This window comes from Aeromonas mytilicola subsp. aquatica (assembly GCF_044336385.1).
Classification (GTDB): domain Bacteria; phylum Pseudomonadota; class Gammaproteobacteria; order Enterobacterales; family Aeromonadaceae; genus Aeromonas; species Aeromonas rivipollensis.
Window position 1 is genome coordinate 106237 of the sequence record NZ_CP172298.1, and the last position, 13764, is coordinate 120000.

The 13764-nt window shown below is 63.0% G+C and carries 13 protein-coding genes; 9 read left to right on the plus strand and 4 right to left on the minus strand.

Features of this window, described 5'->3' with window-relative positions; all coding sequences use genetic code 11:
- Positions 1-117: 117 nt before the first annotated feature.
- The 4 genes from lexA (at position 118) to ACFWHB_RS00510 (ending at position 3642) form a co-directional block, all read left to right on the plus strand.
- Entirely contained in the window at positions 118-744 is a 627-nt protein-coding gene (lexA, locus tag ACFWHB_RS00495; protein WP_025325267.1) for a transcriptional repressor LexA, read from the plus strand.
- Between the two features lie 461 nt (positions 745-1205).
- A complete protein-coding gene (locus tag ACFWHB_RS00500; RefSeq protein ID WP_234567867.1) occupies positions 1206-1415 on the plus strand; it encodes a hypothetical protein in 210 nt (69 codons plus the stop codon).
- Between the two features lie 213 nt (positions 1416-1628).
- Positions 1629-2255, plus strand: coding sequence for an SCO family protein (locus tag ACFWHB_RS00505; RefSeq protein WP_395949259.1), 627 nt, complete (start codon positions 1629-1631; stop codon positions 2253-2255).
- Between the two features lie 28 nt (positions 2256-2283).
- The gene (locus ACFWHB_RS00510) at positions 2284-3642 is read left to right on the plus strand and encodes an MATE family efflux transporter (RefSeq protein WP_395949260.1); all 1359 of its coding nucleotides are present in this window, start codon (positions 2284-2286) and stop codon (positions 3640-3642) included.
- 49 nt (positions 3643-3691) lie between these two features.
- On the opposite strand, the gene trmL is transcribed toward ACFWHB_RS00510, so the two are convergent.
- The 3 genes from trmL to ACFWHB_RS00525 form a co-directional block, all read right to left on the minus strand.
- On the minus strand, positions 3692-4156 hold the full coding sequence (gene trmL / locus ACFWHB_RS00515) for a tRNA (uridine(34)/cytosine(34)/5-carboxymethylaminomethyluridine(34)-2'-O)-methyltransferase TrmL (protein WP_395949261.1): 465 nt from the start codon (positions 4154-4156) through the stop codon (positions 3692-3694).
- 81 nt (positions 4157-4237) lie between these two features.
- Complete coding sequence (locus ACFWHB_RS00520; protein ID WP_289981953.1) at positions 4238-5593, minus strand: ATP-binding protein; 1356 nt, start codon at positions 5591-5593, stop codon at positions 4238-4240.
- Positions 5590-6282, minus strand: a complete 693-nt coding sequence (locus ACFWHB_RS00525; RefSeq protein ID WP_139745863.1) for a response regulator — start codon at positions 6280-6282, stop codon at positions 5590-5592. The genes ACFWHB_RS00520 and ACFWHB_RS00525 overlap by 4 nt, the downstream gene beginning before the upstream one ends.
- Positions 6283-6367: 85 nt before the next feature.
- Here ACFWHB_RS00525 and ACFWHB_RS00530 point away from each other — a divergent pair, with 85 nt between their 5' ends.
- The 4 genes from ACFWHB_RS00530 (at position 6368) to ACFWHB_RS00545 (ending at position 9813) form a co-directional block, all read left to right on the plus strand.
- On the plus strand, positions 6368-7279 hold the full coding sequence (locus tag ACFWHB_RS00530) for a cation efflux pump FieF (protein WP_111913694.1): 912 nt from the start codon (positions 6368-6370) through the stop codon (positions 7277-7279).
- 8 nt (positions 7280-7287) lie between these two features.
- The gene (gene cysE, locus ACFWHB_RS00535) at positions 7288-8067 is read left to right on the plus strand and encodes a serine O-acetyltransferase (RefSeq protein ID WP_025325275.1); all 780 of its coding nucleotides are present in this window, start codon (positions 7288-7290) and stop codon (positions 8065-8067) included.
- A gap of 21 nt (positions 8068-8088) precedes the next feature.
- Positions 8089-9369, plus strand: a complete 1281-nt coding sequence (locus ACFWHB_RS00540) for a hypothetical protein (RefSeq protein ID WP_395949262.1) — start codon at positions 8089-8091, stop codon at positions 9367-9369.
- Between the two features lie 234 nt (positions 9370-9603).
- Entirely contained in the window at positions 9604-9813 is a 210-nt protein-coding gene (locus ACFWHB_RS00545; protein ID WP_025325277.1) for a cell division protein ZapB, read from the plus strand.
- A gap of 72 nt (positions 9814-9885) precedes the next feature.
- Here the strand turns inward: ACFWHB_RS00545 and elbB are convergent, their stop codons facing one another.
- A complete protein-coding gene (gene elbB / locus ACFWHB_RS00550; protein ID WP_395949263.1) occupies positions 9886-10536 on the minus strand; it encodes an isoprenoid biosynthesis glyoxalase ElbB in 651 nt (216 codons plus the stop codon).
- A 400-nt stretch (positions 10537-10936) separates the two neighbouring features.
- Between elbB and polA the strand changes: the two genes are divergently transcribed.
- On the plus strand, positions 10937-13693 hold the full coding sequence (polA, locus tag ACFWHB_RS00555; RefSeq protein ID WP_395949264.1) for a DNA polymerase I: 2757 nt from the start codon (positions 10937-10939) through the stop codon (positions 13691-13693).
- The last annotated feature ends 71 nt before the right edge of the window (positions 13694-13764 follow it).

A 13764-nucleotide genomic window follows, 5' to 3' on the forward strand; every position in this document is an offset into this window, starting at 1 on the left:
GATAGAAGGTGCGGGATTTTTGCGACAAGGCGGGGACAAATATCAGCAACGCCTTGCCTTGGCCACAGCACTGTATATACTGCCAGTGTGCTGTATAAAAAGACAGGTGCCAATGCTATGAAACCCCTTACCCCCCGCCAGGCTGAAGTGCTGGAGCTTATCAAGGCGAACATGAGCGAGACCGGCATGCCGCCGACTCGCGCCGAGATCGCCCAGAAGCTTGGCTTCAAGTCGGCCAATGCGGCCGAGGAACATCTGAAGGCCCTGGCCAAGAAAGGGGTCATCGAGATCATGCCCGGCACCTCCCGCGGCATCCGCCTGCTGCTCGAGGAAGAGGAGGCTGCGCCAGAAGAGAACGGCCTGCCGCTGATCGGCAAGGTCGCGGCCGGTGAGCCCATCCTGGCCCAGGAGCACATAGAGAGTCACTATCAGGTGGATCCCGCCCTGTTCCACCCGCGGGCCGACTTCCTGTTGCGGGTGCAAGGCATGAGCATGAAGAACATCGGCATCATGGATGGGGATCTGCTGGCGGTGCACAAGACCCAGGAGGTGCGCAACGGCCAGGTGGTGGTGGCGCGTCTCGATGAAGACGTCACCGTCAAGCGCTTCCAGCGCAAGGGCAGCCAGGTGTGGCTGCTGCCGGAGAACGAGGATCTCTCCCCCATCGAGGTGGATCTCTCCAGCCAGCACCTGACCATCGAAGGGCTGGCAGTCGGGGTTATTCGCAACGCCGACTGGATGTAAGCATCGAACATGCCGAGGGGCCTCCTGCGGGAGGCCCCTTCGTTTGTGCCGTTTTCCCCGCTCTTCTTTCCTCACCGATCCCCGCCATTTCCGCCGCCCAGATCCACCGCAAACAGTACCGCCACGCATCATGCATTTCGGATATATCCTTTGAGAAGGCCCGCAGTGTCATGGCCGGATAACCGCCATGACCTTGAGTGTGCCGCCAGGTCAGCATGGATCGCAGGGATGCATCACAACTGAGGCGGTGCGGGACAGGGAGAGTCGTCAGGCAGCAGGACGACTCAATACAGTCAGTACGCGACGGTGCCTGGTCTGCCATCCCGATGGCAGTCACACTGGTCGGCGTGGCCTGTTGAGCAAGGAGGACAGGTATGGCTTCAAGCTCGCCGTGGGATCCGGGTCCGGCCGCAACCGCAACCCCCGTATCCTCCATCACCCGATTCATCAAGGGCAGTCGGATGACCTGGTTTTATGCGCTCTGGGTGTATCACAAGGGCGACGGCTGGACCATCTGGCTGGGGTGCCCCAAGGACAAGATTGTCCGCCTGGTTCGTCTGTTCCGCCGCCACCACGACATCGGCTTGCCAGATGCCCCCTGGACGGCCCCGGTCATTCCGCTGCGCGCCACTATCCGGCGCCCTCAGGGGCAGCGCAGATTGCGACCCTGAGCCTGTCCCCCGAACAGTGTGTGAGCCCCACCCGGTGTGGGGCTTTTCTTTTCCCCGCCATTGCCCGGAGATAGCGGCCGTTTCCTCCCTACGGGGCCCTTTCCTGCTCAGGATCCGGACTCAGGACTAGGCAGAAACGGGGCCGGGCGGGTTACAATAGCCCTTCATTGGCCCCGCCATCTGGCTGGTTGAACTAGCAAGGTTCTGTTTTATATGGTTAAACCACGTTTTTCCCTGCTGTTGTTGCTCTTCGTCGGCAGCATAATGGCGGCTTATTACTGGAGCCAACCCTCCCTGCCTGCGCAGGCGGATTATTATCCGGTAGGGCGTGACATCAACCCCTTCACTCTCACGGATGGGGATGGGAAGCCCTTCACCGCCGCCAATCTGGCGGGGCACTGGACCTTCCTGTTCATCGGCTACACCTATTGTCCCGACGTCTGCCCGACCGCCCTGGCGGATCTGCGCTCCATCTACCCGAAGTTGAAGAAGATCGAACCCAGCAGCCAGGTGGTCTTCGTCTCGGCGGATCCCCAGCGGGATGACAGCGCCCGTCTCAAGAGCTATACCGCCTTCTTCCATCCGGAGTTCAAGGCGGCGACCGGCCCCCACCGCGCCCTCTTCCCCCTGGTGCGCAACCTTGGCCTCGTCTATTCCATCGTGGAGAGCGAGCGCAAGGATTACCTCATAGACCACTCGGCCTCGATCGTGCTGATCAATCCCGAGGGCAAGCTGGTGGCCATGTTCCGCCCCAAGGTGGCCCCGGGTGAAGTGGCTCATGTGGATATGCAGACCATGGTCTCCGACTTCGCACGCATAGTGCGGCTGGCCGACGAGTGAGCCGCCGGCGTCGTTCGTGCTGAGCTTGATGCCGTCCTGGCTGAGGGATCCTCGCCGCCACAGTGCCGTGTTTGCCCTGGCCCTGCCCATGGTGTTCTCCAACGTCACCACCCCCTTGCTCGGCCTGGTGGATACCTGGGTGATCGGTCATCTCGGTCAGGCCTGGTTCCTCGGCGGTGTCTCGGTCGGGGCGACCCTCATCAACCTCCTGTTCTGGTTGCTCGGCTTCCTGCGCATGTCCACCACTGGCCTGACCGCCCAGGCTCAGGGTGCCGCCAGCGCCGAGGGGCAGCTTGACACCCTGGCGCGGGCGCTCGGCCTCGCCGTCGGGCTGGGGCTGGCCCTGCTGTTGCTGGTGCTGCCTTTCTTGCCTGCCATCATAGGGCTCAGCGGGGGATCCCCCGAGGTGCAGGTCTATGCCGGAGACTATGTCTCGGTGCGGATCTGGAGCGCCCCGGCGGCCCTGTGCAACCTGGTCATCATGGGCTGGCTGCTGGGCATGCAGGATGCGCGCAGCCCCATGCTGCTGCTGATCCTGAGCAACCTGGTCAACATGGTGCTGGATGCCTGGTTCGTGCTGGGGCTGGGCTGGCAGGTCAGGGGGGTGGCTGCCGCCTCCCTGCTGGCAGACTACAGCTCGCTCGGGGTGGGGCTCTGGCTGGTGAGCCGCCGCCTGCGCCAGCTCTCGGCCGAGGTGTGGCAGGGTGCCTGGTCGCGCTGGTGGCAATGGCCCGCGGTGCGGCGGCTGCTCGGGCTGAACAGGGACATCTTCATCCGCTCCCTCTGCCTGCAGCTCTGTTTCGCCTTCATGACCCTGCAGGCTGCCAGGCTGGGGGACGTGGCGGTGGCCGCCAATGCGGTGCTGCTCAACTTCCTGATGCTGATCTCCTACGGGCTGGATGGCTTCGCCTATGCGGTGGAAGCCATGGTGGGGCGCGCCATAGGACGGCGGGACAGGCAGGGGCTGCGGGAGGCCATAGTCCTCAACCTGGGCTGGGCCTTGCTGATCGCGCTCGCCTTCGCCCTGGGGTTTGCCCTGGGGGGGCGGCAGCTCATCGCCCATATCACCGACCTTCCTGCGGTGATCGCCGAGGCAAACCGCCAACTGCCCTGGCTCATCGTCATGCCCTTGCTGGCGGTCTGGTGCTTCCTGCTGGATGGGGTCTTCATCGGGGCCACCCGGGCCCGGGAGATGCGCAACAGCATGCTGGTGGCGGTGTTTGCCGGCTTCTTCCCAGTCTGGTGGCTGTGCCAGGGGTGGGGCGTGGCGGCCTTGTGGGCCGCCATGGCGGCGCTGATGACGGGGCGGGGACTGACCCTGGGCTGGCTATGCTGGCAACTGGAGCGCGATGGCCGCTTGCTGTATCAAGGCCGGGAACCCGCCTGACGGGTTTCACGGTCGGCGCTGCCTCTGAGGGGCGTCGCGCCGACCTAGGCTAGAGGGATCCCTCATAGCCGAACTGGCGCCAGCTCTCGTAGACGAAGACCGCGACCGCGTTGGCCAGATTCATGCTGCGACTCTGGGGCAGCATGGGAATGCGCAGCCGCTGCTCGAACGGCAGGCTCTCGATGATCTCCGCCGGCAATCCACGGCTCTCAGGCCCGAACAGCAGGGCATCCCCGGGGGCAAACTGCGCCGCCGAATGAGCGGTGCGCCCCTTGGTGGTGCAGGCGAACACCCGCTTGGGGACCACGGCCGCGAGGAAGGCCTCATAGCTCGGCCAGCGCTTCACCTCGGCAAACTCGTGATAGTCGAGCCCGGCCCGCTTCACCCGCTTGTCATCCCAGGCGAAACCAAGGGGCTCTATCAGGTGCAGCCGGTAGCCGGTGTTGGCGCAGAGGCGGATGATGTTGCCGGTGTTGGGCGGGATTTCCGGTTGATAGAGCACTATGTCGAGCATGGGGGGATCCTGATGCGGGGCTGGGGTGGTGCGAAACGGGCGCCAGCATACCCAGCGTCCGTGCCGATGAAAAGGGGTGGCTCACACCATGGGCAGGCGTATGGTGATGACGAGCCCGGTCGGGTGATTGCTGCTGGCCTTGATGGTGCCGCCATGGCGCTGGATCGCCTCGGCGGCGATGGCGAGACCGAGGCCGGTGCCGCCCGTCTTGGCGTTGCGGGCATCATCGACCCGGAAGAAGGGCAGGAACAGCATGGGCTGCTGCTCCACCGGCACGCCTGGGCCGTCATCCCTGATGGTCATCACCCACTCCCGTCCCTCCTGATACCAATCCACCTTGATGAACTCGCGGGCATACTTGAGCGCATTGCGCAGCGGGTTCTCCAGGGCCCTCGCCAGCAGCTCGGGCCACATCCGCAGCGACTCGGTCGGCAGCGGCGGCAGCCTGAGCTGCTTGCCATTCTGATTGGCCTCGAACATGGCGTCGTCCAGTATGGGCTCCAGCAGATCCGCCAGCGGCAGCTCCACCGGGGCTTCCACGTGCTGCTGGACCCGGGACAGATCCAGCAGATCCCCGATCAGCTTGTCGAGCCGGGCGATTTCGCTCTCGATCCGCGCCAGCTCCGAGCTGTCCCCCTGCTTGCGGCGGATCAAGGCCTGCGCCAGCTGAATGCGGGTGAGGGGGCTGCGCAGTTCGTGAGAGATGTCGGACAGCAACTGTTTCTGCTTCTGGATCATGCGCTTGAGGGTGTCCACCATGTGGCTGACATGATCCGCCAGCTGACCTATCTCGTCCTGCCGCCCCAGGTTGGGGATCCGCGTCTCCAGCTTGCCCTGCGCCAGCTGGGAGACCGACTGCTGCAACTGCAGTATGGGGCGGGTCAGCCGCCAGGCCAGCAACAGACAGAGGGGGGTGCTGACCAGCATGGCGATGCCCAGGATCTGGATGGGGTGATCCAGGATCTGGATAAACAGGAACAGATAGGAGTTTTCGACGTTGAGCCCGAAGTAGACGTGATAGCTCTGGCCGTGGTGCTGCATCTGGAAGGGGCCGGCGATGGCCCGCTGGTGTTCGCTGCCCAGCATGGGCTTGGCCGGGTTGTCGGCATCCAGCATGAAGCGGATGACGAACTTGCTCAGCCGGGTGGTGGATTGCATCTGGCCCTTGGCGTCGCGCAGGTAGACGTTGTCCACCGGCAGCAGCCCGGCCGCCGTGATGGCCTGTTGCAGATCGAAATCCTGGTTCGGGTCGGCACCGGCCTGCAGCGCCCGCAGGTTGTTGTTCATCCTGGCCATCTCGTGCTCGGGCAGGGGTATGGTGTTGCGGGGATCCAGGGTGGGTAGTATCACCACGGCGGCCAGCACGAGCAGCAGCATGAACCAGAACCAGAGGAAGATCTGGGTGGAGAGGCCATTGAAGGTGCGGGCCGTTTTCATGCCTGCTCCAGCCAGAGATAGCCTCGGCCACGCACTGTCTTGAAGCGGGGCTGGCCATCGCTGCGCTCAGGCAGCTTCTTGCGCAGGTTGCTCAGGTGCATGTCGATGGCCCGATCGAAGGGTTCGAGCTTCTTGCCAAGCACCTGTTCGGACAACAGATTCTTGCTGACGATCTGGCCCGGGCTGCGCAGCAGGCACTCCAGCAGGCCGAACTCGGTGGCGGTGAGCTCCAGCAGCTGATCGTCGCAGCGGGCCTGTTGCAGGCCGGGTTGCAGCACCAAATCCATGAAGCGCAGCTCGTCGGATGCGCCGCGCTGGGGGGAGGGATTCTGGGTGCGGCGCAAGATGGCGCGCACCCGCGCTAGCAGCTCTCTGTCGTCGAAGGGCTTGGCCAGATAGTCATCGGCCCCCGCTTCGAGCCCGTTGACCCTGTCCTGGCTGTCGCCCCGGGCTGTCAGCATCAGCACAGGGGTGTCGTGGGTCTTGCGTAGCCTGGTCAGCATGGCGAACCCGTTGAGTCTGGGCATCATGACGTCCAGCAACACCAGATCGAATGCCTGCTCTGCCAGCCGCAGCAGCCCCTCCTCCCCATCCTCGGCGACGGTGACGTCAAACCCTTCCAGGGTCAGGATTTCGGTGAGCAGCTGGGTCAGTTCGAGATCGTCGTCGACCAGGAGTATTTTGTTCATTCGGGTCACTCCGTTGATTTTGCACGCCAAACTGACGTTCGGGTCAGGGTATAATAAGTTTTTACGCGTCAGAGGAAAGCCGGTTTTGAGCCACCAACACTATTCCCGCTGGGTCACCCTCGCCAGCACGGCGGCGGTCGTCACCGCCACCCTGCTGATCCTGGGCAAGCTGATCGCCTGGCTGATGACGGACTCTTCCAGCCTGCTGGCGTCCCTCACCGACTCCTTCATGGATGTGAGCGCCTCCATCATTAACCTGCTGGCCATCCGCTACGCGCTGGCGCCGGCCGATGAGGAGCACCGCTTCGGCCACGGCAAGGCGGAGTCCCTGGCGGGTCTGATCCAGTCGGCCTTCATCTCTGGCTCTGCCCTGCTGTTGATGATGCACGGTATCTCGTCGATGCTGAACCAGGTTCCCGTGGTGCGGCTCGAGGCCGGGATCTGGGTCAGTGCCGGCTCCATCCTGCTGACCCTGCTGCTGGTCAGCTTCCAGAGCCTTGTCATTCGCAAGACCAACAGCGTGGCCATCAAGGCCGACATGCTGCACTACCGCTCTGACTTGCTGCTCAATGCCGGTGTGCTGGTGGCACTGGTGCTGGCGGGTCAGGGGTGGTACTGGGCCGATGGCCTGTTCGCCATCCTGATCGGTCTGTTCCTGGTGTGGGGAGCCGTCCAGATCGGCTACGAATCGGTACAGGCCCTGCTCGATCGTCAGTTGCCAGAGGAAGAACAAGCGAGAATAATGGCGCTCTGCTGTGCCGTAGAGGGGGTGCATGGCGTACATGATCTGCGTACCCGTCAATCCGGGCCGACCCGCTTCGTGCAGTTGCATCTGGAGCTTGATGATCAACTGCCCCTGGTCAAGGCCCATCAGATAGCCGACGAGGCTGAACTGGCGGTCCGCCAGTCCTTTGAGCGGATGGAGGTGATCATTCACATGGACCCCATCTCGGTGCTGACAAAAGAACAACAAGGCACTCACCCTGAACAACAGTAGGCTGCAACATGGATGATCTGGTTGCCCAGACGTGGCAAAAAATTCAGCAGGAAGCGCAGAGCATGGCGGCCCAGGAGCCCATGCTGGCCAGCTTCTTTCACTCCACCATTCTCAATCACAGTGATCTGCGCTCGGCGCTGAGCTTCCAGCTCGCCAACAAGCTCGACAGCACCACAATGCCGGCCATCGCCCTGCGCGAGGTGATCGAGCTGGCCCTGCGCAGCGAACCCGAGTTGCTGGCCGCTGTGGCCGCCGACATCTGCGCGGTACAGGATCGTGACCCCGCCGTCGACCTCTTCTCGACACCTCTGCTCTACCTCAAGGGATTCCATGCCCTCCAGGGCTACCGGGTCGCCAACTGGCTGTGGCGCCAGGGGCGTCGCTCGCTGGCGCTCTACCTGCAAAACCAGATCTCCGTGGTGTTCGGGGTCGACGTGCACCCGGCCGCGCGGATCGGCAAGGGCATCATGTTTGACCACGCCACCGGCATAGTGGTAGGTGAAACCGCGGTGATCGAGAACGATGTCTCCATCCTGCAGAGCGTGACCCTGGGTGGCACCGGCAAGGAGAGTGGCGACCGTCATCCCAAGATCCGCGAAGGGGTGATGATAGGGGCGGGCGCCAAGGTGCTCGGCAACATAGAGGTGGGGGTCGGCGCCAAGATAGGGGCCGGCAGCGTGGTGATCAATCCGGTGCCACCCCACACCACGGTCGCCGGCGTGCCCGCCAAGATAGTGGGCCGACCCGAGTGCGACAAGCCCTCCCTGGACATGGATCAGTGTCTCTGATCCCCTGACCGAGGCCGTTGTATGGTCAAGCGCTGGTCAGGCTATCTGATCCTGGGGATGTGGCTGCTCAACCTGCTGCACCTCTATCTGGGATTCTCCCCCTGGCCGGCTGCCGTCGCGGCCTGGGCCGCCTCCTTGCTCACCTGGCCCTGGCTGGTGGGTGCCGCCCGTCGTCAGGCGCTGGCGCTCTATGGGGCGGCACTGCTGTTGCTGATCTTCTCCTGGTGGCGCGGTGCCAGCCTCAGTCCCGGGGACTGGCTGCTGCCCAACATCAACATGCTCACCATGTTTGCCGCCGTCAGCACCCTCAACCTCGCCACTTCGGGTCTGCTGACAGGCGCCGCCTCCTGGTCCGGGCGCAAGGGGCTGTGGAGCACCATGGCCAGCCTCAATCTGCTCGGTGCCGTCATCAACCTATCTGTGCTCTTCATCATCGGCGATCGGCTGGAGCGCAATGGTACCCTTGAGCGGCGCCAGGTCATGGTGCTGAGCCGGATCTTCTGCGCCGCGGCCTTCTGGTCTCCCTTCTTCGTCGCCATGGCGGTGGCGCTCACTTATGCCCCCGGCCTGCAGCTGGCCAGCATACTGCCGTTTGGCATCCTCGCCGCCCTGCTGGCCATGGGACTGACGGCCTGGCAGGTGGAGCGGCTCGGGGTGGCGGACTTCGAAGGCTATCCCCTGAGGTTGCAGACCCTGGGGCTGCCGGTGACCCTGGCGCTGCTGGTGCTGCTGATCCACAGGCTCTGGCCCGGGCTCAGCATTCTGGCGGTGATCGCGCTAGTGGCCCCCTTGCTGGCACTGCTCTTCATGCCAAGCCAGGGACGCGGGGCGGCCCTCAAGCGACAGGTGGTGGAACGCTTCCCCGCCATCGGCGGCCAGCTGGTGCTGTTCCTGGGGGCAGGCCTGCTGGCTGCCGGCATCAACAGCGCCCTCTCCGTCATCGACTTAGGTGCAGGTCACGGTCTGCCGCTGTTCAACCACTTCGGCTGGCTCGAGGCATCCCTCACCCTGCTGCTTATCTTCCTGGTCGCCATCATAGGCGTGCATCCCCTCATCAGCATCTCGGGGGTGGCCCCCTTGTTGTGGCCGCTGTCACCGGATCCCAGCCTGCTCGGCATGTGTTTCCTGCTGGGGTGGGGGCTCGCCACCGGCACCAGCCCGCTGTCCGGCTCCAACCTGGCGCTGGCCTCCCGCTACAACCTGAGCGCCGGACTGCTGCTGCGCTGGAACCTGCTCTACGGGTTGCTGATGTACGGGGTGGCCTGTCTGTTGATGGGGGGCTTCATCACCCTGAACGGCTGACATTGGCGGCGGGAGAGGGGCAGGTTCGCAGGGGGCCATGACGCCGCGGCGAGCGTCCCGGATCGCGGTTCCTGCCCCCTGCGAGAAAAACCGACGCATATTTAAGCAATACAGGTACGGAGGGCGCATTTTGCAACGCGCTGGCTTGTTTGTGCCGAGCGCATCAGGGTATGCTGGCTTCACGCGCTTGATCGCCCCCTGTGGGGCATCGCAATTGAACATACAGGTATGCATATGTCACTAGAAGTCCTTGAGCAACTCGAATCCAAAGTACAATCCGCCGTCGACAACATCTCCCTGCTGAAAATGGAGCTGGACGAGCTGAAAGAGCAGAACAACAAGCTGCAAGACGAGAACCATCAGCTGCGCAACGAACACGTTGCTTGGCAGGAACGTCTGCGCGCCCTGCTGGGCAAGATGGACCAGATGGGCGATGCCATCTGATCCCGTCTTGACTGACTGGAATGAAAGCGGGCCGCTCTTTGAGCGGCCCGCTTGTTTTGGCAGGGGTAGGGATCACAGGGCCAGCAGCTGCTTGACCGTCTTCTCTATACCGTCGGCGGCCTCGAGGATGTTCTGCGCCAGCATGTAGGCCGGGGTCGAGATGACCTTGCGTTCCTGATCCACCACAAACTCGCTGACCGGGCAGTTGAGATGGCTGCCCCCCATGGCCTCGATGGCATTGGCGGTGCCCTCGTCATGGCCTATGGTGGCCAGGGTGCCGGCGCCATAGATGAGGGGTATCATGGCCGGTGCTATGCAGATATAGGCCGCAGGTTTGCGGGCTTTGGCAAAGCTCTGGCACGCCTTCAGCACATCGGGCTGGATCTGGCAATTGGCGCCCTGGACGGCGAAGTCGCACAGATTCTTGGCGGCGCCAAAGCCGCCTGGCACCAGCAGGGCATCGAAATCGGCCGCATCCAGCTCGGCCACATTCCTGATCTGCCCACGGCAGATACGGGCTGCCTCGACCAGGACGTTGCGGCTCTCCCCCTCGCTCACCTCGCCGGTCAGGTGGTTGATGACGTGCAATTGAGGCACGTCGGGCGCGAAGCACTGGGTGGTGGCGCCCTGACGGGCCAGTGCCAGCAGGCTGATGACGGCTTCATGGATCTCGGCGCCATCAAACACGCCACAGCCACTCAAGATCACGGCCACTTTTTTCATGGCAGACTCCTCGTTGTTGAAAATGTGAGCCAGGGTAGATTGTTGTACTTTTGTATGGTTATCGTTCGGCCTCCACTGGTCAAGTCATCTTGCTGTGCTAGGATTGTTTCGTTTTGGATCCTGCCTCGTTGACCCCCTTGAATTTTTTTCCACATTGATCGAGATCATGATGAAGGCGTCATGGTTCGTTTTTGCGATCTCAATGTGCTGTTTTATATGCGCTTTTTGTTTTTAATCCACAGCTTTGCCACCATGGCGCAGCCATGAGTCCATTTTTGAGCACAGAGTTATCCACAGGGAAGGGGGCGCTTAATGGTACCAATGGGAGGGGGCCAGCCCCTTGGTGTGCCGCGGGCCCTGTGGCATCCTAGCGACTGTTTATTCCTGGCAGGACGATTTCATGGCCCCTAGCAATCCCCTTATCTTGGTCGACGGCTCTTCATATCTTTACCGCGCCTTCTTCGCCTCCCAGCAGGCCGATCTGCGCACATCGACCGGTTTGCCAAGCGGCGCCGTCCGGGTGATGGCCAACATGATGCGCAGCCTGCGCAAGCAATACCCCGACAGCCATGTGGCCGTGGTGTTCGACGCCAAGGGCAAGACCTTCCGTGACGACATCTACCCCGAGTACAAGGCGACCCGCGCCAGCATGCCGGACGATCTGCGCAGCCAGGTCGCTCCCATTCACCAGATGATCAAGGCGATGGGCTTCCCCTTCCTGATGGTCGAAGGGGTCGAGGCCGACGACGTGATCGGCACGCTCGCACGCCAGGCGACCGAGAAACAGCTGCCCGTGCTCATCAGCACAGGTGACAAGGACATGGCGCAGCTGGTCTCCGACCATGTCACCCTGATCGACACCATGAAGGATGTGAAGACCGATCGGGAAGGGGTGATCGAGAAGTTCGGCGTGCCCCCCGAGCTCATCATCGACTACCTGGCCCTGATGGGGGACAAGGTGGACAACATTCCCGGCATGGCAGGGGTGGGCGAGAAGACGGCCCAGGCGCTGTTGCAGGGGATAGGCAGCATCGATCAGATCGCCGCCAACCTCGACAAGGTCGCCGCCCTCGGCTTTCGTGGCTCCAAGGCGTTTGCCGACAAATTCCGCGAGCAGGAAGAGCAGGTTCGCCTCTCCTACCAGCTGGCAACCATCAAGACAGACGTGGAGCTGGAGCAGAGTCTCGAAGAGCTGCTGCTGGGCCCGATCGACAAGGAGTCCCTGCTGGCGGTCTACCGCGAGTATGAGCTGCGCAACCTGATCAAGGAGCTGGAGTCCGGTGGCGAAGAGGGCGCCGGGCAGGAAGAGGCCGCTGATGACGCCGCCGCTCCGGTTGCCGCCATCGAGACCGACTACAGCTGCATTCTGGAGGAGGCCGAATTCGACGACTGGCTGGCACAGTTGAAAGCGGCGCCCCTGTTTGCCTTCGACACCGAGACCACCAGTCTCGACTATATGGAGGCGCGAGTGGTTGGCGTGTCGTTCGCCATCGAGCCGGGCAAGGCGGCCTATGTTCCCTTCGGCCACGACTATCTGGGGGCTCCAACCCAGCTGACCGAACAGCAGGTGCTGGGCAAGCTCAAGCCCCTGCTGGAGGATCCTGCCCGTCTCAAGGTCGGCCAGAACCTCAAGTACGATCGCAACGTGCTGCAGAACCACGGCATCGATCTGCAGGGCATCGCCTACGACACCATGCTCGAATCCTATGTGCTCAACTCCACCGCCAGCCGTCATGACATGGACTCCCTGGCCAGGAAGTATCTGGGCGTTGAGACCATCTCGTTCGAAGAGATCGCCGGCAAGGGGGCCAAGCAGCTCACCTTCAACCAGATCGAACTGGAGCAGGCCGCACCCTACGCGGCGGAAGATGCCGACATCACCCTGCGTCTGCACCAGACCCTGTGGGGCGAACTGAGCAAACAGCCTACGCTTGCCAAGGTATTCACCGAGATCGAACTGCCTCTGCTGCCGGTGCTGGCACGGATGGAACTGCTCGGGACCACCATAGATCCCAAATTGCTGCACCAGCAGAGCCAGGAGATTGAAGTGCGTCTGGCGGAGCTGGAGCGGCAGGCGCATGAGCTGGCCGGGCAGGAGTTCAACCTCTCCTCACCCAAGCAGCTCGGCGAGATACTGTTCGTCAAGCTGGGGCTGCCCATCCTCAAGAAGACCCCCAAGGGCGCCCCGTCCACCGCCGAAGAGGTGCTGGCTGAATTGGCGGAAACCTACGATCTGCCGCGCCTGCTGATGGAACACCGCGGCCTGGCCAAGCTCAAGTCCACCTATACCGACAAGCTGCCGCTGATGATCAAGCCCCAGACCGGGCGGGTGCACACCTCCTACCATCAGGCGGTGGCGGCGACCGGCCGGCTCTCCTCGACCGATCCCAACCTGCAGAACATTCCGGTGCGCAACGAGCAGGGGCGCCGGATTCGGCAGGCCTTCATCCCGAGCGCTGGCTACAAGCTGGTAGCGGCGGACTATTCCCAGATTGAGCTGCGCATCATGGCGCACCTCTCCGGTGACCAGGGCTTGCTGACCGCCTTTGCCGAGGGCAAGGACATCCACAAGGCGACCGCCGCCGAGGTGTTCGGCGTGGCGCTCGATGCGGTCACCACCGACATGCGCCGCAGCGCCAAGGCGATCAACTTCGGCCTCATCTATGGCATGAGTGCCTTCGGCCTCGCCAAGCAGCTGGGGATCGGCCGCGCCGAGGCGCAGAAGTACATGGATCTCTACTTCGAACGCTACCCGGGCGTGCTGGAGTACATGGAGCGCACCCGCCAGCAGGCGGAAGCCCAGGGCTATGTCGAGACCCTGTTCGGTCGTCGTCTCTATCTGCCGGACATCAAGTCTCGCAACGCCGGTCTGCGCAAGGGCGCCGAGCGGGCGGCGATCAATGCCCCCATGCAGGGCACGGCCGCCGACATCATCAAGCGCGCCATGATCGCCGTCGATGGCTGGATCCGGGGCATTACCGATGGCTCCATCCACATGCTGATGCAGGTTCACGATGAACTGGTGTTCGAGATCCGCGAGGAGAAGCTGGAGGAGTACATAGCTCTCATCAAGGAGAAGATGTCCGCGGCTGCCGAGCTGCACGTGCCGCTGGTGGTGGAAGCCGGAACCGGCGACAACTGGGATCAGGCCCACTGATCCTGACCACAGTGATTGGCTAGCTATATAAGCAGAGAAGCCCGGCAGCATGCCGGGCTTCTTGTTTCCGT

Bases quoted from the DNA above. Each gene is read 5' to 3' on its own strand.
- lexA (WP_025325267.1), top strand. From the start codon at position 118: ATGAAACCCCTTACCCCCCGCCAGGCTGAAGTGCTGGAGCTTATCAAG.
- ACFWHB_RS00510 (WP_395949260.1), top strand. From the start codon at position 2,284: ATGCCGTCCTGGCTGAGGGATCCTCGCCGCCACAGTGCCGTGTTTGCC.
- ACFWHB_RS00540 (WP_395949262.1), top strand. From the start codon at position 8,089: ATGGTCAAGCGCTGGTCAGGCTATCTGATCCTGGGGATGTGGCTGCTC.
- ACFWHB_RS00520 (WP_289981953.1), bottom strand. From the start codon at position 5,593: ATGAAAACGGCCCGCACCTTCAATGGCCTCTCCACCCAGATCTTCCTC.
- ACFWHB_RS00545 (WP_025325277.1), top strand. From the start codon at position 9,604: ATGTCACTAGAAGTCCTTGAGCAACTCGAATCCAAAGTACAATCCGCC.
- polA (WP_395949264.1), top strand. From the start codon at position 10,937: ATGGCCCCTAGCAATCCCCTTATCTTGGTCGACGGCTCTTCATATCTT.
- ACFWHB_RS00500 (WP_234567867.1), top strand. From the start codon at position 1,206: ATGACCTGGTTTTATGCGCTCTGGGTGTATCACAAGGGCGACGGCTGG.
- cysE (WP_025325275.1), top strand. From the start codon at position 7,288: ATGGATGATCTGGTTGCCCAGACGTGGCAAAAAATTCAGCAGGAAGCG.
- ACFWHB_RS00505 (WP_395949259.1), top strand. From the start codon at position 1,629: ATGGTTAAACCACGTTTTTCCCTGCTGTTGTTGCTCTTCGTCGGCAGC.
- elbB (WP_395949263.1), bottom strand. From the start codon at position 10,536: ATGAAAAAAGTGGCCGTGATCTTGAGTGGCTGTGGCGTGTTTGATGGC.
- trmL (WP_395949261.1), bottom strand. From the start codon at position 4,156: ATGCTCGACATAGTGCTCTATCAACCGGAAATCCCGCCCAACACCGGC.
- ACFWHB_RS00525 (WP_139745863.1), bottom strand. From the start codon at position 6,282: ATGAACAAAATACTCCTGGTCGACGACGATCTCGAACTGACCCAGCTG.